A 21,011-nucleotide genomic window follows, 5' to 3' on the forward strand; every position below is an offset into this window, starting at 1 on the left:
AAGCGAGACAGGCATGACCCACTACCCCCACCTGAATGCCGAACTGGACCTGGGCTTCACCACGCTCAGAAACCGCGTGCTCATGGGCTCCATGCATGTGGGCCTGGAGGAGGCGCCCAACGGCTTCGAGCGCATGGCCGCCTTCTACGCAGAGCGCGCGCGCGGCGAGGTGGGCTTGATCGTCACGGGCGGCATCGCCCCCAATGAGCGCGGCCGGCCCATGAAGGGCGGCGCCATGATGGTCAATGAGCATGAGGCGGACCAGCACCGCATCGTCACGCAGGCCGTCCATGCCGAGGGCGGCAAGATCGCCATGCAGATCCTGCACTTCGGCCGCTATGCCTACCAGCCCGGGCTGGTGGCGCCCAGCGCGCTGCAGGCGCCCATCAACCCCTTCGTGCCGCATGCGCTGACGGGCGACGAGGTGGAGCAGACCATCGAGGACTTCGTGCGCTGCGCAGCCCTGGCCCGCCATGCGGGCTACGACGGCGTGGAGATCATGGGCTCGGAGGGCTATCTGATCAACGAGTTCATTGCGGCGCGCACCAACCACCGCGATGACGAATGGGGCGGCAGCTACGCGGGCCGCATGCGCTTTGCGGTGGAGATCGTGCGGCGCACGCGCCAGCGCGTGGGGCGGGACTTCATCATCATCTACCGCCTGTCCATGCTGGACCTGGTGGAAGGCGGCTCCACGCTGGAGGAAGTGATCGCGCTGGCCCAGGCCATCGAGGCCGCAGGCGCCACGCTGCTGAACACGGGCATAGGCTGGCACGAGGCGCGTATCCCCACCATCGCCACCAAGGTGCCGCGCGCCGCCTATGCCTGGGTCACGCAGCGCGTGATGGGGCAGGTGGGCATCCCGCTGATCACCTCCAACCGCATCAACACGCCCGAAGTGGCCGAGCGCCTGCTGGCCGAGGGCTATGCCGACATGGTCTCCATGGCCCGGCCGCTGCTGGCCGATGGCGACTTCGTGCGCAAGGCGCGCCAGGGCCGGGCCGACGAGATCAACACCTGCATCGCCTGCAACCAGGCCTGCCTGGACCATACCTTTGGCGGCAAGATCACCTCCTGCCTGGTCAACCCGCGCGCCTGCCATGAGACCGAGCTGGTGATTGCGCCCGCGCCCGCCGCCAAGCGCATCGCCGTGGTGGGCGCCGGCCCGGCGGGCCTGAGCTTCGCCGTCACCGCCGCGCAGCGCGGCCATGCGGTGACGCTGTTCGATGCGGCCAGCGAGATCGGCGGGCAGTTCAACATTGCCAAGAAGGTGCCCGGCAAGGAGGAGTTCCACGAGACGCTGCGCTACTTTCGCCGCCAGCTGGAGCTGGGCGGCGTGGACCTTCGCCTGGGCCACCGCGTGGAGGCAGCCCAGCTCATCGAGGGCGGCTATGACGAGATCGTGCTGGCCACGGGCATACGGCCGCGCGTTCCCGCCATTGACGGCGTGGACCATTCCAAGGTGCTCGGCTACCTGGACGTGCTGCAGGGCGACAGGCCCGTGGGCGAGCGCGTGGCCATCATCGGCGCGGGCGGCATAGGTTTCGATGTGGCCGAGTACCTGACCCATGCCGGCGACAGCGGCGCCTTGGCGCCCCGCAAGTTCTATGCGGAGTGGGGCATAGACACGGACTACGCCCAGGCTGGCGGCCTGGTGCAGCCGCAGGCCCAGCCCTCGCCGCGCCGCGTGCACCTGCTGCAGCGCAAGTCCACCAAGGTGGGCGACCAGCTGGGCAAGACCACGGGCTGGATACACCGCACCTCGCTGAAGGCACGCAGCGTGGCCATGGGCTCGGGCGTGGCCTATGAGCGCATCGACGACACCGGCCTGCACATCACCGTGGACGGCCAGCCGCAACTGCTGGAGGTGGACAACGTCGTGCTCTGCGCGGGCCAGGAGCCGCAGCGCGAGCTGCATGCGGCCCTGAGCGCGGCGGGCTGCAGCGTGCACCTGATCGGCGGCGCCGACGTGGCGGCCGAACTCGACGCCAAGCGCGCCATCGTGCAAGGCACCACGCTGGCGGCCAGCCTTTGAGGGCGCCGCCCGATTCCGTTTTCCACCTCAACCACCAGGAGACAAGCATGTCCCAGCCCCCGAAGAACGCCCATCCCGCAGTCGCCCGCTCCCTGGAGCTGTGGCATCGCATGGTTGCCGCCAGCGACCTGGGCGAGCTGCACACCATCGTCCATCCCGATGCAGTGTTCCGCTCGCCCATGGCGAACACGCCCTATGCCTCGGCACCCGCGCTGATGCTGGCGCTGTCCACCGTGGTCCAGGTGTTCGAGAACTTCACCTACCACCGCCAGATGGCCAGCGATGACGGCCTGGACGTGGTGCTGGAGTTCAGCGCCAGCGTGGGCGGCAAGAACCTCAAGGGCATCGACTTCATCCGTTTCGACGAGCAGGGGCTGATCCGGGAATTCGAGGTCATGGTGCGCCCCATGAGCGGCCTGCAGGCCCTGGGCACGGAGATGGGCAAGCGGCTGGGCGACAAGCTTCCCGCCTTCAAGGCCGTGGCCTGAGGGCAGGGCGCGCCATGAAAAACGCCCCCGAAGTTTCGGGGGCGTTTTGCCGTGGGCGTCAGCCGGTCAGAGCGTGCCGGCCTTCTGGCGGGCGATGGCATCGGCCACGCCCTTGCCGTAGGCCGGGTCGGCCTGGGTGCAGTGCGCTATGTGCTTTTGCACGATGTGGTCGGACACGCCGGCGATGTTGCGCGCCGTGTTCTCGAACAGGCGCTGCTGCGCATCGGGCGTGAGCAGGCGGAACAGGTCGCCGGGCTGGGTGAAGTAGTCGGCATCGTCCTCGCGGTAGTTCCAGCGGTCGGCCGCGCCGTGCAGGGCCAGCGGCGGCTCGGCGAAGGCGGGCTGCTCCTGCCACTCGCCCTTGGTGTTGGGCTCGTAGGCGATGGTGCCGCCGTAGTTGCCGTCCACGCGCATGGCGCCATCGCGGTGGTAGGCGTGGTAGGGGCAGCGCGGCGCGTTCACGGGGATCTGGTGGTGGTTCACGCCCAGGCGGTAGCGCGCGGCATCGCCATACGAGAACAGGCGCGACTGCAGCATGCGGTCGGGCGAGGGGCCGATGCCCGGCACCAGGTTGGCCGGCGTGAACGAGGCCTGCTCCACATCGGCGTGGTAGTTGCGCGGGTTGCGGTTGAGCTCCATCACGCCCACTTCGATCAGCGGGTAGTCCTTCTTGCTCCAGACCTTGGTCAGGTCGAAGGGGTGGAAGCGGTAGGTCTCGGCTTCATGCTCGGGCATGATCTGCACGCACAGCTTCCAGCGCGGGAACTCGCCGCGCTCGATGGCTTCGAGCAGGTCGCGCTGGCTGCTTTCACGGTCGGAGGCGACGACGGAGGCTGCCTCGGAATCGGTGAAGTTCTCGATGCCCTGCTGGCAGACCCAGTGGAACTTGACCCAGTGGCGCTCGTTGCTGGCGTTGATGAAGCTGTAGGTGTGCGAGCCGAAGCCGTGCATGTGGCGGTAGCCGCGCGGAATGCCCCGGTCGCTCATGACGATGGTGATCTGGTGCAGCGCCTCGGGCAGGCCGGTCCAGAAGTCCCAGTTGTTCTCGGGCGAGCGCAGGTTGGTGTAGGGATCGCGCTTGACGGCCTTGTTCAGGTCGGGGAACTTGAGCGGGTCGCGGAAGAAGAACACCGGCGTGTTGTTGCCCACCAGGTCCCAGTTGCCTTCTTCGGTATAGAGCTTGACGGCGAAGCCGCGGATATCGCGCTCTGCGTCGGCCGCGCCGCGTTCGCCGGCCACGGTGGAAAAGCGCGCGAACACTTCGGTCTGCTTGCCGATGTCGGAGAACACCTTGGCGCGGGTGTAGCGCGTGATGTCACCCGTCACGGTGAAGGTGCCGAAGGCGCCCGAGCCCTTGGCGTGCATGCGGCGCTCGGGAATCACTTCGCGGTTGAAGTGGGCCATTTTTTCCAGATGCCACAGGTCCTGCAGCAGCATCGGGCCACGCGGGCCGGCCGTGAGCGAGTCCTGGTTGTTGGCAACCGGGGCGCCTGCGGCGGTGGTGAGCTTGTGGGTCATGGTCTCTCCTTGATCGAGGGGTGGTAGCGGCGCCGGCTTGCACGCAGGCAGCGCGGCGCTTGGAAAATCAATAGCTGCGTGCTATCGAATTGCTTTTATTGTTGTTTCGTTCTATGGATGCGGCAAGGCTTTGGCGATTGGCAAATCTCAACTGCGCCATAGCCAAAAAATTTCACCGCCCCCCGCATGCGCCGTGCCGGGCATGCTTTTTGCCAAGGCATTGTGTTGCGCGGGCGGATACGGCCCGTGTAGGCCGTCGCCCTGTCAGCCCGAGACCAGCTTGTGGACCAGATCGGCGGCCGTGGAGGCGCCGTACTTGCGCATCAGCCGTGCGCGGTAGATCTCCACCGTGCGGTGGCTGATGGCCAGGGCGCGGCCGATTTCCTTGGAGGTAAGTCCCTCCAGCAGGCGGGCGGCCACCTCGCGCTCGCGCCCCGTGAGCTCGGCCTTGACGGGACGGTGGGCGCTGAGGTCCTCGAAGCTCCAGATGCCCGAGGCATGCGGGTCGCTGCGGTCCAGCGTGCGGCCCGTGACATGGCACCAGAACGTTTCGCCGTTGGCGCGCTTCATGATGCGGTTGTCCGAGTAGAAACCCCGTGCGTTGAGAATGGGCGCGATGCGCGCGCCCAGCCGCTCGTACTCGTCGGCGCTGGGGTAGAGGATCTGGAAGGTCTGGCCGATCAGCACCTCGCGCGAGGCCTCGAACATCTCGCAGACCTGGCGGTTGCAGTCGATCATGGTGCGGTTGCGCGAGATCACGAGGCCGACGGGGGCGGCTTCGAACGCCAGCCGGTAATCTATATCCATGGGCAAATCTTTACGAAAAACTACCTATGCAAGTACGTAGTATCGTAGCGCATCCAATCTGAAGGAGACATGTGTGAAAAAGCTCTACCCCTCCGCGGAGCAGGCGCTCCAGGGCGTCGTGGCCGACGGGCAATTGCTGGCTGTAGGCGGCTTCGGCCTGTGCGGCATTCCCGAGGCCCTGATCGACGCGCTGCGTGACAGCGGCGCCAAGGGCCTGACGGTGATTTCCAACAACGCGGGCGTGGACGGCTTTGGCCTCGGCAAGCTGCTGGAGACGCACCAGATCAAGAAGATGATCTCGTCGTATGTGGGCGAGAACAAGGAGTTCGAGCGCCAGTACCTGGCCGGCGAGCTGGAGCTGGAATTCACGCCCCAGGGCACGCTGGCCGAGAAGCTGCGTGCAGGCGGCGCCGGCATTCCCGCCTTCTTCACCAAGACCGGCGTGGGCACCATGGTGGCCGAGGGCAAGGAGCTGCGCGAATTCGACGGCGAGACCTATGTGATGGAGCGCTCGCTCGTGCCCGATGTCTCCCTGGTCAAGGCCCACCGTGCCGACAAGAGCGGCAACCTGCAGTTCCGCCTGACGGCGCGCAACTTCAACCCTGCCGCCGCCACGGCCGGCAAGGTCTGCATCGTGGAAGTGGAAGAGGTGGTCGAGGTCGGCGAGATCGCACCGGACGACATCCACCTGCCCGGCATCTACGTGCACCGCATCGTGCACAACCCGAATCCCGAAAAGCGCATCGAAAAGCGCACCATCACAGAAAAACAAGGAGCCTGACCATGCCGTGGACCCAAGACCAGATGGCCGCCCGCGCGGCCCAAGAACTCGAAGACGGCTTCTACGTCAACCTGGGCATCGGCATTCCCACCCTGGTGGCCAACCACACGGGTGACAAGGAAGTGTGGCTGCAGTCCGAGAACGGCATGCTGGGCATCGGCCCCTTCCCGACCGAGGATGCCGTGGACGCCGACCTGATCAATGCCGGCAAGCAGACCGTGACGACGATTGCCGGCTCGTCCATCTTCGGCAGCGACCAGTCGTTCGCCATGATCCGTGGCGGCAAGATCAACCTGTCCATCCTGGGCGCCATGCAGGTGTCCGAGAAGGGCGACCTGGCCAACTGGATGATTCCCGGCAAGATGGTCAAGGGCATGGGCGGCGCCATGGACCTGGTGGCGGGCGTCAAGCGCGTCATCGTGCTCATGGAACATGTGGCAAAGAAGAAGGACGGCACGACCGACCTCAAAATTCTTCCCGCCTGCACCCTGCCTTTGACCGGCGTGGGCGTGGTGGACCGTATCATCACCGACCTGGGAGTGATGGACGTGACGCCGCAGGGCTTGAAGCTCGTGGAACTGGCCCCCGAAGTGAGCTTCGAGGACATCCAGTCCAAGACCGGCGTGACGCTGATTCGCTGATGTTGCCGTGCACGGCCTGCCTTGGCAGGCCTGCGCAACGAGAGCCCGCCTTGCGCGGGCTCTTTTGCTTATATTTCAGATTTCGAGCCAATGGGAGCCTCTATGACGGATGTCGCGGCCGTGCGCAATCCACCGACAGCGCAGGGATGGAAGGACGAGGGCGTGCATTTCCTGCGCGCCGTCACCGACATGGCCGAGCATTGCAACGTGGTCACCGGCGAGCCCATCTTCAACGACAAGGGCGTCAAGCTCGTGGACAAGGGTGCGCGCATCGACGGCAACATGTACGAGCGCCTGGTCAAGCACAAGCTGCGCGACCCCATCGACAAGCACCTGGGCGTGGACAACCGCGTGGACGTGCTGGCCATCGAGGCCCAGGCCATGGTGCAGTGCGAGACCGTGGACCTGATGCGCCGCCTGGTGCAGTCGCTGGGCGGCACGGACCGGCTGCTGGCGCCGCTGCGCCTGATGGTGCTGCCGCCGCAGATCGCCTTCAAGCTCACGGTCATGCGCGAGCAGCGGCCCGAGCTGTTCGCCCACAGCCTGCAGATGATGCTGGTGGCCATCTACCTGGCGCTGCAAAGCGAATGGAGCGAGCGTGAATGCGGCCCGCTGGCCACGGCGGCCCTGCTGCACGACGTGGGCATGCTCTACATGGACCCGGCCTGGACCGACCCCAACTACCGGCTCACGGGCGCCGAGCGCAAGCACCTGGTGGCGCACTCGGTCACGGGCATGCTCATCATGCGGGGCGCGGGCGCGTATTCGCAGGACGTGGAAATGGCCGTGCTCGAGCACCACGAGCGCATGGACGGCACGGGCTATCCGCGCGGCGTGCATGGCGAAGCCATCTCCAAAATGGGCCGTATCCTGTTGCTGGCCGAGGTGGTCTCGGCCTTCTTCGACAAATTCCAGGACCTGCCCGGCCAGCGCCTGTCGCTGATGCTGCGCATGAACCACCGCCGCTATCCGGCCGATCTGGTCGGCATCCTGCTGCCGCTGCTGTACGACGAGATCTCGCCGGGCACGCCGCTGCCGCCGCTGCAGGCCGAGGTCACGCACAGCGTGGCAGCGCTGTCGGCCGCCTTCCAGATGTGGGACACGTTCAGCCAGGCCTTCCCCGAGCGCTGGCAGGCCATGCCCGACCACCAGGCGGCCGTCTACATCGACTCCAGCATCGGCGGCCTGCAAAAGCAGCTGGCCGAGGCCGGCCTACATCCCAGCCAGCAAACCGACCTGCTGGCCTACCTCAAGGACGATGTGCAGGGCATGAGCGAGCTGGCCCTGCTCAGCCGCGAGGCGCTGTGGCAACTGCAGGCCATCGTCAACGCCTGCCTGCGCCGCTGGCCTGCCATCAACGCCCGCACCCACGCCGTGGACACAGCGGTCGCGCAATGGTGCGAAGCCTGCATGCAGATCGACGCCACACCCCCAGCGGGCGGCGCAGCGAGAGCGCCAGCGCACTGAGACAGCCGGGCTTGCCCGGCTTTTTTACATCCGTGGATCTCTCGGAAATCAAGAGTGCTGTATATTCATACAGTATTTGAGATTTTCCCCATGACCACGCCCCACGCCTCCCAACCTGCGCAGCCCGCCCCCATGGCGGGCGCGGCGCGTGTGCTGCCTCAGTTGCAGGGCGTTTGGCGTGGCGATGGCTGGCAGCAGGCGCTGCAGCAGCGGGTCCAGCCTTCGGGCCATGCGCTGCTGGATGCGCAATTGCCGGGCGGGGGCTGGCCGCTGGGTGCCATGGTCGAGCTGCTGCAACCCGCGCATGGCCATGCCGAGTGGCCGCTGCTGCTGCCGGGCCTGGCGGCCCTGATGCAGCGCAGCGCGGGCCAGGTGGTGCTGGTGGCGCCGCCTTGCAGGCCTTTTGCACCGGGACTGGAAGCTGCGGGCGTGGCGGCGCACCGGCTGTGCTGCGTGGAGGCCGACACCCCCCCCGGCACCCCCCCCGGCGCCCACCCGGCAGGCGATGGGGCAGGGCTGGCCTGGGTCTGTGAGCAGGCACTGCGCTGCCGCGACGTGCTGGCCGTGCTGGCCTGGCTGCCAGCCGGTCTGCCCATGGCCACGCTGCGCCGGCTGCAATGGGCGGCCGCTGCGCAGGGGCGCATTCTGTGGCTGTGGCGCGAGGCCTCGGCCGCCCTGCAGACGGTGGCCTCGCCCGCGCCGCTGCGGCTGCGCGTGGAGACAGAGTTGGGGGAGCCGGGCGAAGGCGGCACGCCAGCCTGCCTGCGCGTGCAGTTGCTCAAGCGCCGGGGGCCTGCGCTGGAGCATCCCTTGAAGCTGCCCCTGCACCACTGGGCCTGGCAGGACGTGCTGCAGGCCCAGGTCCAGCGGCGCACCCGGCAGGCGGACGAGGCGCAGCGCTGGCTTCATGGACACGGGCAACTGCTGCCCGCCGAGGCGCCCGCCCTGCAGGCGGCAGCGCACACCCTGGGGTGAGATGCCATGGCACAGCCGAATCAAGCACTGCACTGGATTGCCTGGCCGCTGCATGTCGCGCAGGGCGATGGCCAGGGCAACGGCGACAGTGATGGCGAACGCAGTGCTTGCGCGCAGCAGGCCTGGTGGGCCCTGCGCTGGACGCCGCGCGTGGCCCTCTGGTACGGGGCAGGGCAGGCCGTGGCGTTGATGGAGGTGGGCAGCGTGGAGCGCCTGTGGGGCGGTCGCCAGGCCATGCTGCTGGGCCTGCTGCGCGCGCTGCGCGAACAGCAGCCCGAGGACGGTCAGGCGGGCGGCCCCCGGATGCCGTCCTGGGCCCGGGGCGCCACGGCATGGCAGGCGCTGGCGCGTCTGCGCTGGCGCATGCAGGGCGCGGATTCGCGCCAGCCCTGGCCGCCTGCCGACGCACTGCCCATCTGGACACTGCCCGCACTGGAGCCGCATGCGCCGGCCCTGGAGCGCATGGGCTGCCGCCGCTGGGGCGAACTGCGCGCCCTGCCGCGCGCGGGCCTGGCGCGGCGCATCGGGCTGCCGGCCCTGCTGGCGCTGGACCAGGCCTATGGCAGCAGCCCCCATGCGCTGGACTGGCTGGAGCTGCCCGAGCACTTTGCATTGCGCGCCGACCTGGGCTATCCGGCCAGCGACGCCCAGGCCCTGCTGCAGGCCGCCCGGCCCCTGCTGCGTGCGCTGCAGGCCTGGCTGCAGGCCCGCCACCAGGGTGTGCTGGGCCTGCAGCTGCGCTGGCACCACGATCTGCGGCGCGTGGACGGCACGGAGCTGCCGGCCTGGGAAGCGCTGGACATCCGCACGGCCCGGCCCGCCCAGGCGCTGGAGCACATGGAGCGCCTGCTGCGCGAACGCCTGGCCCGCACGCCCTGGCGCGCGCCTGCGGACATGCTGGAGCTGGTGGCGCTGGACACCGCGCCTTTCGCTGCCGATGCCGGCAGTTGCCTGCCACCGGCCGCGCCCGGCCCGGCGCCGCTGGGCGAGGCGGCAGGCGCGACAGATGGGGCAGACGCGGCCAGCGGCATGGCCTGGCATGAATGGGTGGAGCGTGTCTCGGCCCGCCGTGGTGCGCAGGGCGTGCGGGTGGCGCAGCTGCAATCGGACCACCGGCCCGAGGCCATGCAGCGCTGGACCCCGGCCTGCGAGGCCCTGCAGACCCCGCAGGCCCCGCGGCGGCCCGCGCACGCGCGCAAGGCGGCCAACCCCTGGCAGGGCCTGCTGCCGCCCTGGCTGCTTGATCCGCCCCAGCCGCTGCTCCTGCAGGGCAGCCGCCCCTGCTGGCAGGGGCCGCTGCAATTGCTGGCCGGCCCCTATCGGCTGGAGGCCGGCTGGTGGGGAGAGCCGCAGGCCGATGCGGCGCTGGCTGTGCGTGACTATTTCGTGGCGAGCAACGCGGCTGTCGGCCATGTCTGGATCTACCGCGAGCGCACGCCTGCATCGGAGCGGCTGCCAGGCATGCCGGCCCTGCTGTCGCCCGCCGCCTGGTTTGCGCAAGGCATCTATGGCTGAGCAGGACATCCTGCTGGAGCCGCCGCCCCCGCAGCTGCAGCGGCTGCAGCCCCCGCCCCAGGCCACCGGGCCGGTGTCCGGCATGGCATCGGGCCCGGGCCTGCCCGGCTATGCGGAGCTGCACTGCCTGTCGAACTTCAGCTTTCTGCGCGGCGCCTCTTCGCCCGCCCAACTGGTGCAGCGCGCCAAGGCCCTGGGCTACCAGGCGCTGGCCCTGACCGACGAATGCTCGGTGGCCGGCGCCGTGCGCGCCTTCGAGGCCGCACGCGACTGCGAGATGGCCCTGATCCATGGCAGCGAATTCGCCTGGGGGCCGCTGCGCGTGGTGGCGCTGGCGCGCGATCTGAACGGCTGGGGCAACCTCTGCGAATTCATCAGCGCGGCGCGCGCCCGTGCCGAAAAGGGCCGGTACCTGGTCGATGCCGACAGCCCCTGGCATCTGCTGCGTGAAGGCTGCGAATGCATCGTTGTGCCGCAGCGTGCGCAGCTTTTGCCCGGCGATGTGCCCGCCATGGCCGAGGCCGTGCAGGCCGCCGTGGCGCAGCTGGGGCAGGGCTGCTGGCTGGGCGTGGAGCTGCTGCTGGCGCCCGACGACAGCCTGTGGCTGCAAAGCCTGCAGGACGTGGCAGGGTTGCTGGGCCTGTCCTGCGTGGCCTGCGGCGACGTGCACATGCATGCGCGCTCGCGCAAGCCGCTGCAGGACCTGGTGACGGCGCTGCGCCTGGGCTGCGCGGTGGCCGAGTGCGGCTTCGAGCTGCACCCCAATGCCGAGCGACATCTGCGCTCGCGGTTTCGGCTGGGCGGCATCTATCCGCGCGCCATGCTGGATGCAACCTTGCAGATTGCCGCGCGCTGCGATTTCAAGCTCAGTGAGATCAGCTACCACTATCCGCAGGAAAGCGTGCTGCCCGGCATGGACGCGCGCCAGACATTGGCCTGGCATACCTGGCAGGGAGCGGCGGGGCGCTATCCCGAAGGCATTCCCGAATCGGTCGCCAAGCAGTTGAAGGATGAGCTGGAGCTGATCGCCGAATGCCGCTACGAGATGTACTTTCTCACCGTGCACGACATCGTGCGCTATGCGCGCAGCGAAGGCATCCTGTGCCAGGGGCGCGGTTCGGCCGCGAACTCGGCCGTCTGCTATTGCCTGGGCATCACGGCCGTGGACCCGAACAAGACCACGCTGCTGATGGCGCGCTTCATCAGCCGCGAGCGCAGCGAGCCCCCAGATATCGACGTGGACTTCGAGCACGCGCGGCGCGAGACCGTCATCCAGTACATCTACGAAAAATACGGCCGCGGCCGTGCGGCGCTGACGGCCGTGGTCAGCTGTTGGCGTACGCGTGGCGCACTGCGCGACGCGGGCAAGGCCCTGGGCGTGGATGCGGCGCTGATCGACGCCATGGCCCGGCAGCACCACTGGTTCAGCGATGCCGAGGACGAAGCGGCCGAGCCGGAGCCCGAACCCGATGACCCCGCCCTGGGCTGGGTGCGCTCCAAGCTGCTGCGCCTGGCCCGGCTGCGCGAGCGGCTGGGCGACGACTGCCCGCAACTGTCGCCCCAGCGTGCGCGGCTGTGGCTGGAGCTGGCCTTGCAACTGCGCGACAGCCCGCGCCACCTGAGCCAGCACGTGGGCGGCTTTGTGCTGACCGACGGGCCGCTGACGCGGCTGGTGCCCGTGGAGCCGGCCGCCATGCAGGGCCGCTCGGTCATCCAGTGGGACAAGGACGATCTGGACACCATGAATCTGCTCAAGGTCGATGTGCTGGCCCTGGGCATGCTCACCGTGCTGCGCGGCAGCCTGCACGCGCGCGCCGCGCTGCGCGGCCCGCGCTGGGAGCTGGCCGACATTCCCAAGGAGGACGCCGCCACCTACGACATGATCTGCCGCGCCGACACCGTGGGCACCTTCCAGATCGAGAGCCGGGCGCAGATGAGCATGCTGCCCCGGCTGCGGCCGCGCGTGTTCTACGACCTGGTGGTCGAGGTCGCCATCGTGCGGCCCGGGCCCATACAGGGCGGCATGGTCCATCCCTATCTGCAGGCGCGCGAGCGTCGGCGGCAGGGCGGCGAGCTGGTCCTGGAAAAGCCCGCGCTCGAGAAGGCGCTCAAGCGCACGCTGGGCGTGCCCATCTTCCAGGAGCAGGTGATGCAGATCGCCATGATCGCGGCAGATTTCTCGGCGGGCGATGCCGACGAGCTGCGCCGCTCCATGGCGGCCTGGCGGCGCAAGGGGGGCGTGCACCGCTTCGAGCGCCCATTGATCGACGGCATGCTGGCCAACGGCTACAGCGCCGAATTTGCCCAGGCCATCTTCCGCCAGATGCTGGGCTTTGGCGAATACGGCTTCCCAGAAAGCCATGCCTACAGCTTCGCCATGCTGGCCTATGCCAGCGCCTGGCTCAAGCGCCATGAGCCGGCCTGTTTCCTGATGGCCTTGCTCAATGCCCAGCCCATGGGTTTCTACACCCCCTCGCAGCTGATCCAGGACGCGCGCCGCCACGGCGTGCGCGTGCTGCCCGTCGATGTGCGCCACAGCGACTGGGATTGCACGCTGGAGGCGCCGCACGAGCGCATTGCCGGCGTCGAGCTGCCGCAGCCGGCCGTGCGCCTGGGACTGTGCATGGTGGCGCAGTTGCCAAGGACTTCGGGCGAGCGCGTGGCGCAGGTCCGCGCGCAGGCGCCGTTCAGGAGCACCGAGGACCTGGCCCTGCGCGCCCGGCTGCAGCGCGCCGAGCTGCAGGCCCTTGCGGCGGCCGATGCGCTGCAGGGCCTGTCAGGCCACCGCCGCCAGCAGATGTGGGATGCGGCGGCCCTGCAGGTGCAGCCCCCGCTGTTCGCGGGCGTGCCTGTGCATGAGGCGCCCGTGCAGCTGGCCGCCGCGCCCGAGGGCGAGGAAATCCTGTTCGACTACGCGGCCACGGGCCTGAGCCTGCGCCGCCATCCGCTGGCCCTGCTGCGTGACCGCCTGCGCCGCCACGGGCTGCGCACGGCGCTGGAGCTGCGCGACACGCTGGCGGGCATGCGCGTGCGGGCCTGCGGCATCGTCACCGTGCGCCAGCGCCCGCCCACGGCCAAGGGCACGGTCTTCATCACGCTGGAGGACGAGACGGGCACGGTCAACCTGGTGGTCTGGCCCGATACCGTCACGCGCTGGGGCGAGCCCTTGCTGGGCGCGCGGCTGCTGGCGGTGGAGGGCATCTGGCAAAGCAGCTCGGATTGGGGCGGCGGCAAGGACCCCGGCGAGCCAGCGCCTGCAGAGCAGGCCAGCCAGGAGGTGCCCGCCGTGCGCCATCTCATCGTGCACCGCGCCCGTGACATGAGCCGCTGGCTGGGCCGCCTGGGCGGCGCCGGCGTGGCGAGCCGCAATTTCCACTGAGGGCTGTTGCTGCCGCTGCAGGCTCAGGCCATGCGGTCGTCCGCGCGGATGTCGGGCATCTGGTCGATACGCTTGCCGAACCAGCCTATGCGCTCGGTCTGGCGCACATCCAGCCTGGGCACGTAGGGCTTGATGTCGAGCACGGGCGTGCCGTCCAGCATGTCGTTGCCCAGGAAATGCAGCAGCAGTCCTTCGCGCCGCACCAGGCGCACGATGGACAGGCCCAGCCGGTTGGGCCGCGCCGGGGCGCGCGTGGCGAACACGCCGTGGCTGCTGTCGTCCATGAAGGGCACGACTTCCAGCTTTTCCACGGCCTGGTGCAGGTGGGTGATGAGGATCAGGTAGTCAAAGCCTTCGATGTCGCGCAGCCCGGCCTCGAACTCGGGCAGCAGCTCCACGCGGCCGGCCTCGTCGGCCGCGCCCGCCGTCTGTATGGGCATGCCCACCGGGTCGGTGAAGCGGCTGCGCACATGGCCGATGGGGCGGCAGGCGACGGCCTGCGCCGTGGAGCCGGTCGCGCTCATGCGCTCGTTCCCTGGGGATTGAGCAGGCGTGTCAGCGCGGCGATATCGGCCGCCGCCGCCATGCGCGCCGTGGTCTCTATGGAGCGGTAATGCCTGACGATGGCTTCGCCCGTGGAGGTGAGCGAGGCGCCGCCGCCATGGGCGCCGCCGGCGCTGGTGTTGACGGCCGGTGTCTGCAGCGCGCGGTTCATCTCGTCGACCAGCACCCAGGCGCGCCGGTAGGACATGCCCAGCGAACGGGCCGCGGCCGAGATGGAGCCCGCCTCGGCAATGGCTTCGAGCAACTGCACCTTGCCGGGACCGATGGCAATGGTGCTGTCGTTGTATACGCGCAGGCGGAACTGGACTTTGGAGGACATGGGAAAAGGACTTGGCACAGGAGAAAAGCGAACGTCAAGGTTAAGCGAAATCAACGGCTTGCGCCGTCACAGGGGCTAAGGGGAAATACGCAATGCATGGATCGCTACAGCGAAGGGGTGCTCTGGCAGGGCGTTCCTGCACACGGGCCGTCGGGGCCGGCGCGCTGGCGCTGCCGCCAGGGCGCCCGCTGCCTGCGCATCGTCTGCGAGTGCATTGGCGAGGCTCTTGACCTGCCGGCGCCGCGTCTCGATGCCTGTGTGCTGCGGCGCTATTTCGTCACATTGCCACCGGGTTTGCTAGCCTTTTTGCGCCAATGCAGCGCGGCGCTTGCCGCGCATCCTGGCCACGCGTTTACTTCTTGCTGCTTTCTGCCAGCAGGCGCTGGCATTGCGCATCTTCCTCGGCGGCCGGCACCGTCAGCGGCACCAGCGCCAGGGCGGCGGGTGCCACCACGGCGGCGGCCACGGCCGCGCCCGCGCGCAGCAGCAGCGGGCCGGGCTCCACCCCTACCTTGGGCTGGGCGAAACTGCCGCGCACATACAGGGGCGTGCGCAGAGAGAAGAACTTCCACTTCAGCGACTCGGGCACGATGCGCAGGTCCATGGTCTCCTGCGCCAGGCTGATCTGTCCGGTGGCCTCGATGATGGCCTCGGGCGTGGCCAGCTTGACGTTGCGGGTGCGCGCAATGCCCTGCTTCACGGTCAGGTCGGCAACGGCGCAGTTGAGCTGCACTTCCTTGTCGGCGCCGAACAGCTTGGTGACGATGACGCTGCCCAGGTTCAGCGCGGCCAGGTCCAGGAGCTGCTTGCTGAAGCGGCCATCGCGCACATACAGACGGATGTCGCCCGAGCTGGTGCCCAGCCACTCGGCAATGGACTGGCCCCGGCCCTCCAGGCCCAGCGCGCCATCCATGCTGCCCAGGCTTTTCTTCATCAGTTCGATCTCGGGGAACAGGGCCGACAGCTGCAGCCCCTGGACCTTGCCCTGGAGGCTGGCCGTGGGCGGCTTGGCGCCGCTGTCCACCACGGCCTCGATGTCCAGCCGGCCCTTGGCCATGCCGAAGCGCAGCGGGGACAGGCGCAGCACGCCGTTGTCCATGACGGCATGCACGCTGAAGTCCTCGATGGGCAGGGCCTGGGGGCGCTCGATGCGGTCGCTCTTGAAGCGCACATCCATGTCCATGGCGTTCCATTTGCTGGTGTCAAAGCGCTGCGTGGGCAGGGCCTTGCCGCTGGCCGCCTGCCGGGTCTTCTGGCCCTGCTTGGTGGACGGTGCTCCCACCACCGGCCCCAGGTCGGCCAGGCGCAGCTTGCGCGAGGCCAGATCGCCGCTGAGCTTGGGGCGCGGCTTGCCCGATGCGTAGTGCAGCGTACCGCGCAGATCGCTCTGGCCCACGCGGCCATCGAATTCCTCGTAATCCCAGACGGCGCGCCCCGGCTCCAGGCTGCCGACCAGATGGCCATTGGTGTCGAAGGGCGGTGTGCGCGGCAGCAGCAGACCCGTCAGAGGGAACAGGTCGGCCATGCTGGAGCCGCGCAGGCGCACCTGCAGGTCCATGCCCTTGAGCGCCCTGGGATTGTCGAGAATGCCCTCGGCCCGGGCGCGCAGGCTGCCCGCATGGGCCCACAGCTTCACGGGAAAGCGTGCCTGTTCGCTTTGCAGGTCCAGCACGGGGCCGATGAGGCCCTGGGCCTCGACCGTGGCCTTGGCGATGCGGCCGGTCAGGCCGACGCGCATGCCATACGGAAAGTCTGGACTGGGCGGCTGCACAAGGCTGTCCAGACGTGCGCGCACCGCCATCTGGCGCACGCCATCGCTCCAGCCCACCAGGCCGCCGCGCAGGCTCAATTGCGCTACCTGAAAACGCCAGCGCTGCCCTGTGTGCTCGGGGCGCTTGAAGGTCCAGTTGTTGCTGCCATCCTTGCGCCGGGCAAAGACCAGGTCAGGGCCTTCCAGTTGCAGATGGTCCAGCAGCACATGCCGGCCCAGCAGCGGCCACAGCCGCAGGCTGGCCGTGGCGCGCGCGGCCGTGGCCATGGTGTCGGCGTCGCGCGGGGGTGGGGCCATTTTCTCGTCGGCCAGGACGATGCTGTCGCTGTCGATCTTGGGCGCGGAAGGGCTGGCCTGCGAGTCCTTGTCCTTGCCTTCATCCTTGTCCTTCGCCTTTCCCTTGGGCTGTTCCTTGGCTTTCTCCTCGGGCAGGCGGCCCTTGTTCAACTGGTCGGGCGGCGCAGGCAGGGCGGGCAGCTCGGCACTGCCCTTGGCCGGCTCCTGCTCAACCTCCCAGCCCTCGGGCTGGCCCAGGGTCAACTGCTCGGCCTGGACGGTAACGCCAGGAATCCAGTGACGCCAGCCCTGGTCCAGGGGCTGTGGCCAGGTCCAGCGCAGGCGCAGGTCGCCTTCAATGGCGAAGTGGCGGCCGGTGCTTTCGCTGACGCGTTCGTTGACCCAGGGCTTGGCCCGGTTCCAGTCGAAGGTGGCGATCAGGACCACAACCACGGCGAGCAGCAGCACCAGGGCCGACACCGTCCACAAAAGGGCGCGCAGCCAGCGGCGGCGGGCTGGGCGGTGGGGTGCTGGTGTGGCAGGGCTGTGGTTCGCTGTGTCGGTCGCTGTGTCTGTCATGGCGCAGGGGGCCGCTAAATGGGGTTCGGTCCATCCTATCGCCATGAAAACGCTTGCCAAGGCCCGGGACGCGCTGGCGGGCAGCCGGCAGGCCCGCATACAGGAGATTGACCTACAGCGCGGCCTGCGGCGGGGAAGGGGCCGTCATCACGGCGTCTCCTGGCCCTGGCGCAGCCGGGTGGATGCCAGGGCGGCCACCACCAGCAGGCCCGCCATGATGAACAGGCCGTTGCGCGTGCTGCCCGTGGCCTGTTCGATCATCCCCATCACCGTGGGGCCGATGAAGCCGCCCACCAGGCCGCAGGTATTGACCAGGGCTATGCCGCCCGCCAGCCCCGCGCCCGCCAGCCGCGAGGCTGGAAACAGGAAGACCACGGACTGCACCACGAAGAACATCAGCGCCGTCAGGCTGAAACCCAGCAGGCCCAGGGCTGGCGAGGCCTTGCCCGCCAGCGCGGCCACCAGCAGGCCGGCGGCCATGGTGGCCAGGCCCGCCAGCAGCATGCGCCGGCAGCGCTGCGGGTGGGTGGCAAAGCGCGGCAGCCAGGCCGCACCGATGGCGGCTGCGATCCAGGGCACGGAGTTGAGCGTGCCGATCTGCAGCGGCGAGAGCTGGCCGTAGGTGCCGATGATGCCCGGCAGGAAGAAGATCACCGTGTAGATGCTGATCTGGTGGCAGAAGTAGACAAGGATGGCCAGCCAGATCTGGCGGTCGCGCAGGCAGTCCCTGAGCGAGTGGCCCACCTGGCCGGCGCTGGCCTGCTGGTCCTGCTCGGCCTGCAGGCGTTGCAGTACCTCGCGCGATTCGGCGGCCGTCAGCCAGGGCGCGCTGGCCGGGCCGTCTGGCAGCTTCTTCCAGACCACCCAGGCCAGGGCCACGGCGGGCAGGCCCTCGATCACGAACATCCACTGCCAGCCATGCCAGCCCAGGAAGCCGTCCATCTGCAGCAGCGCGCCGCCCACGGGGCCGCTGAGGATGTTGGCAATGCACACGCCCAGCAGGAAGTAGCCGATGGCGCGGGCCCGTTCCTCGCGGCCGAACCAGTAGGTCAGGTAGAGCATCACGCCGGGGAACAGCCCCGCCTCGGCGGCGCCCAGCAGCACGCGCATCACGTAGAACGAGGTCTCTCCGGTGATGAAGGCCATGCCGGCCGACAGCAGGCCCCAGGTCACCATGATGCGGGTGATCCAAAAGCGCGCGCCCACCCTGTGCATGATGAGGTTGCTGGGCACTTCCAGCAGGGCGTAGCTCAGGAAGAACAGCCCCGCGCCCAGGCCGTAGGCGGCCGCCGAGATGCCCAGGTCCACCTCGATGTGCGACTTGGCCAGCGCAATGTTGGTGCGGTCTATGAAGCTGATCACATAGGACAGCACCAGCAGCGGCATCAGCCTGCGGAAGATGCGGGCGTTGAGCAGCGACTGCCTGTCGCCGGCGGCAGGCTGCGGCCGTGCGGGCGGCGCGTGAACAGGGGAGGGCGATGGGTGATGGACCATGGCAAATCCTTGGAAAGATGGGTGGAGGAAAGCGGAGTCAGGCGGTGGCGGTGGAGGCGGCGTTGCCGCGCGTGCCCAGCTGCAGGGCCACGCCGCCCAGCGCGCAGCCGGCCATGACCAGGAAGCACAGGGCATAGCCGCCGGGGCTGGTCCAGCCGCCGCCCAGGGCGATCAGGCTGCCCATCAGCACGGGCGCGATGCCGCCGCCCACGAACATGGCGGTGGTGATGATTCCGTTGGCCGTGGAGGTGGCCGCAGGCTGGGCGCAGTCCGAGGCCACCGCGTAGTAGATGGGCCAGACCGCATTGGCGACCAGGCCGAACAGCAGCTGCATCACCACGACCAGGGCCATGGTGTCGGCGAAGTAGAAGGCGCCCACGCTGGCGGCCATCCACAGGCCGCAGATCACCAGGGTGACGCGGCGCCCGATCACGTCCGACAGAGCCGGCCAGACCAGCTGGCCCACGATGCCGGTGAGCGTGAACACCACGCTCATGCCTGCCGATTCGGCCAGCGACAGGCCCATGATGTTGTAGAGGTAGGCGGGCAGCACCACGTTGATGCCCATGTAGACCACCTGCGTGAGCAGGGTGTTGCCAGCCGTCAGGGCGATGCTGCGGTTGGCCAGCGTGCTGCGCAGGGTGCGCCAGGCCTGGCCTTTTTCCACCTGCGCCGCCACGCTGGCCTGCGGCGGGGTCATGCCCCGGGCGGCGATGTCGGCATACAGCAGTTCCATCTTCTGCGGCGTGGAGTAGCGCGCCCAGAACCACATCAGCGGGATGGCGACGACCAGCGCGACAAAGAACACATAGCGCCAGTTCTCCTCGCCGAAGGCGTACAGCACAAAGCCGGCGACCAGGCCGCTGAGCATGGCGCCCACCGGATAGCCCGTGTGGTGGGCGCCCAGCGCGAAGCCGCGCCGCTCCACCGGCCACCACTCGGCGGTGTTGCTCACGCCCACGGGCTCGCCCCAGCCGGCGCCCAGGTTGACGCCGACGCGCAGCGCCACGAAGCCCGCCAGGCTGCCGCTGAGCGCCTTGAAGCCCGAGGCGAACGACAGCGCCGTATAGCCCAGCACCAGCGGCACCTGAAAGCGTGCGCGCTTCCAGCCCGCGCCGTAGCGGTCGCTCCAGATTGCGCCGGGAATGTCCAGCACGGCCAGGGCCAGCATCACGATGGTGGCCACCGTGCCCCATTCGTCGGCCGACAGGCCGAAGTGCCGGGAGATGGTCGGCCCCAGCCGCAGCACGATCTCGCGGTCGTAGGCATTCAGTACCCAGATCAGCCAGCAGACCAGCAGGGATACCCATGAATAGCGGTGGATCTGGCGCAGCGAAGCGCGCGGGGCCTGGGCCATGACAGTCTCCCGGGCACCAGCGGTGGGTGCCGTTTCATTGTTGTGTGGATGAAGGCGCCGCTTCGCGGGGCGGGCGGCGTTGCGGTGCGAAGGCTCCGGGCCTGCATGCCCGGCTCCGTGCTCAGGCGCCGAAGCGCTGCTCGGGCAGGCCACGCACGCCCAGCCCCTTGACGGCGAACAGCGCGCCACGGGACTGGCCGTCGCCCGGGAAACGCGGCAACGGCGGCTTGCCCATGGAGGTGACGTAAAGCGTGTCGAGCCCGGGCCCGCCGAACATCACGCTGGTCACCTTGCGCACCGGCATCTCTATCACCCGGTCCACCCGGCCGTCCGGCGTGTAGCGCACCAGCTGGCCCGCGTACACCAGGGCCTGCCACAGGCAGCCTTCGGCATCGACCGTGGCCCCGTCGGCCGCGCCGCCATCGCTGGTGTCGACCGGGGCAAAGGTCCGGCGGCCGCTGGCATGGCCCGTGGCCGTGTCGTAGTCGTAGGCCCGGATCTCGCCGCTCCACGTGTCCGAGAAATAGAGCGTCGTGCCGTCCGGGCTCCAGCACGGGCCGTTCGAGCAGATGATGCCCTCGTCCAGCACATGCAGGCTCAGGTCCGTGTCCAGCCGGTACAGCCGCGCCGAAGGCTGCTCCTCCAGGGTGTCCATGGAGCCGAAGACGAAGCGGCCCTGCCGGTCCACCTTGCCGTCGTTGAGCCGGTTGCCGGGAAGGTGGGACTCGGGGGCGACGACCAGCTCCAGCTCGCCGCTTTCCAGGTCCAGCGTGTGCACGCCGCCGTGCAGCGCCACCAGGGCCGAGCGGCCGTCGCGGCGCAGTGCCATGGAGCCAATCTTCTGGCCGACTTCCCAGGCGCGCAGTTCCCGCCCGTCGGCCGTGCAGCGGAAGATGCGGCCGTCGAAGCTGTCTATCCAGTACAGGCGCTGCAGCCCGACGTCCCACAGCGGGCCTTCGCCCAGCGTGGTCTTGAGGTCGGCGACGATATCGATCTGCATGGGAGTCTCCTGTTCGGTGGCATGGGGGCTGGCCCGGGAAGGCGA

Annotated in this window: 16 protein-coding genes; 8 read left to right on the forward strand and 8 right to left on the reverse strand. The window is 69.0% G+C overall.

All coding sequences use genetic code 11. From position 1 onward, the window contains the following. The first annotated feature begins 13 nt into the window (after positions 1 to 13). A complete protein-coding gene (locus tag IB269_RS06370) occupies positions 14 to 2,035 on the forward strand; it encodes an NADPH-dependent 2,4-dienoyl-CoA reductase (protein WP_192366684.1) in 2,022 nt (673 codons plus the stop codon). 47 nt (positions 2,036 to 2,082) lie between these two features. Next, positions 2,083 to 2,523, forward strand: a complete 441-nt coding sequence (locus IB269_RS06375; protein WP_063325552.1) for a nuclear transport factor 2 family protein — start codon at positions 2,083 to 2,085, stop codon at positions 2,521 to 2,523. Between the two features lie 66 nt (positions 2,524 to 2,589). On the opposite strand, the gene IB269_RS06380 is transcribed toward IB269_RS06375, so the two are convergent. Then, complete coding sequence (locus IB269_RS06380; RefSeq protein ID WP_192366685.1) at positions 2,590 to 4,041, reverse strand: catalase; 1,452 nt, start codon at positions 4,039 to 4,041, stop codon at positions 2,590 to 2,592. Positions 4,042 to 4,305: 264 nt separating this feature from the next. Continuing rightward, positions 4,306 to 4,848 carry a PAS and helix-turn-helix domain-containing protein gene (locus IB269_RS06385; protein ID WP_012206070.1) on the reverse strand — a complete coding sequence of 181 codons (543 nt, stop codon included), beginning with the start codon at positions 4,846 to 4,848 and terminating at the stop codon, positions 4,306 to 4,308. 73 nt (positions 4,849 to 4,921) lie between these two features. On the opposite strand from IB269_RS06385, the gene IB269_RS06390 reads away from it, so the two are divergent. The 6 genes from IB269_RS06390 (at position 4,922) to dnaE (ending at position 13,606) form a co-directional block, all read left to right on the forward strand. Continuing rightward, the gene (locus tag IB269_RS06390; RefSeq protein ID WP_192366686.1) at positions 4,922 to 5,629 is read left to right on the forward strand and encodes a CoA transferase subunit A; all 708 of its coding nucleotides are present in this window, start codon (positions 4,922 to 4,924) and stop codon (positions 5,627 to 5,629) included. A gap of 2 nt (positions 5,630 to 5,631) precedes the next feature. Continuing rightward, positions 5,632 to 6,270: a 3-oxoacid CoA-transferase subunit B gene (locus IB269_RS06395; RefSeq protein ID WP_012206068.1), complete on the forward strand. Its 639-nt coding sequence runs from the start codon at positions 5,632 to 5,634 to the stop codon at positions 6,268 to 6,270. A gap of 102 nt (positions 6,271 to 6,372) precedes the next feature. Next, the gene (locus IB269_RS06400) at positions 6,373 to 7,737 is read left to right on the forward strand and encodes an HD-GYP domain-containing protein (RefSeq protein ID WP_013802012.1); all 1,365 of its coding nucleotides are present in this window, start codon (positions 6,373 to 6,375) and stop codon (positions 7,735 to 7,737) included. Between the two features lie 90 nt (positions 7,738 to 7,827). Continuing rightward, a complete protein-coding gene (gene imuA / locus IB269_RS06405) occupies positions 7,828 to 8,712 on the forward strand; it encodes a translesion DNA synthesis-associated protein ImuA (protein ID WP_192366687.1) in 885 nt (294 codons plus the stop codon). A gap of 6 nt (positions 8,713 to 8,718) precedes the next feature. Beyond that, positions 8,719 to 10,227 carry a Y-family DNA polymerase gene (locus IB269_RS06410; RefSeq protein ID WP_192366688.1) on the forward strand — a complete coding sequence of 503 codons (1,509 nt, stop codon included), beginning with the start codon at positions 8,719 to 8,721 and terminating at the stop codon, positions 10,225 to 10,227. Beyond that, positions 10,220 to 13,606: a DNA polymerase III subunit alpha gene (dnaE, locus tag IB269_RS06415; RefSeq protein WP_192366689.1), complete on the forward strand. Its 3,387-nt coding sequence runs from the start codon at positions 10,220 to 10,222 to the stop codon at positions 13,604 to 13,606. Before IB269_RS06410 ends, dnaE begins: the two co-directional genes overlap by 8 nt. 23 nt (positions 13,607 to 13,629) lie before the next feature. On the opposite strand, the gene tsaA is transcribed toward dnaE, so the two are convergent. The 6 genes from tsaA to IB269_RS06445 form a co-directional block, all read right to left on the reverse strand. Then, the gene (gene tsaA / locus IB269_RS06420) at positions 13,630 to 14,130 is read right to left on the reverse strand and encodes a tRNA (N6-threonylcarbamoyladenosine(37)-N6)-methyltransferase TrmO (protein WP_043821536.1); all 501 of its coding nucleotides are present in this window, start codon (positions 14,128 to 14,130) and stop codon (positions 13,630 to 13,632) included. Beyond that, complete coding sequence (locus IB269_RS06425; RefSeq protein WP_013802017.1) at positions 14,127 to 14,489, reverse strand: winged helix-turn-helix domain-containing protein; 363 nt, start codon at positions 14,487 to 14,489, stop codon at positions 14,127 to 14,129. Before IB269_RS06425 ends, tsaA begins: the two co-directional genes overlap by 4 nt. 352 nt (positions 14,490 to 14,841) lie before the next feature. Continuing rightward, on the reverse strand, positions 14,842 to 17,115 hold the full coding sequence (locus tag IB269_RS06430) for an AsmA family protein (protein ID WP_192366690.1): 2,274 nt from the start codon (positions 17,113 to 17,115) through the stop codon (positions 14,842 to 14,844). Between the two features lie 147 nt (positions 17,116 to 17,262). Further along, positions 17,263 to 18,609 carry an MFS transporter gene (locus tag IB269_RS06435; protein WP_013802019.1) on the reverse strand — a complete coding sequence of 449 codons (1,347 nt, stop codon included), beginning with the start codon at positions 18,607 to 18,609 and terminating at the stop codon, positions 17,263 to 17,265. 37 nt (positions 18,610 to 18,646) lie between these two features. Then, the gene (locus IB269_RS06440) at positions 18,647 to 19,966 is read right to left on the reverse strand and encodes an MFS transporter (RefSeq protein ID WP_071956142.1); all 1,320 of its coding nucleotides are present in this window, start codon (positions 19,964 to 19,966) and stop codon (positions 18,647 to 18,649) included. Between the two features lie 121 nt (positions 19,967 to 20,087). After that, positions 20,088 to 20,966, reverse strand: coding sequence for an SMP-30/gluconolactonase/LRE family protein (locus tag IB269_RS06445; protein ID WP_192366691.1), 879 nt, complete (start codon positions 20,964 to 20,966; stop codon positions 20,088 to 20,090). Positions 20,967 to 21,011 lie beyond the last annotated feature (45 nt).

The organism is Delftia sp. DLF01 (genome assembly GCF_014852125.1).
GTDB classification, from domain to species: domain Bacteria; phylum Pseudomonadota; class Gammaproteobacteria; order Burkholderiales; family Burkholderiaceae_C; genus Comamonas; species Comamonas acidovorans.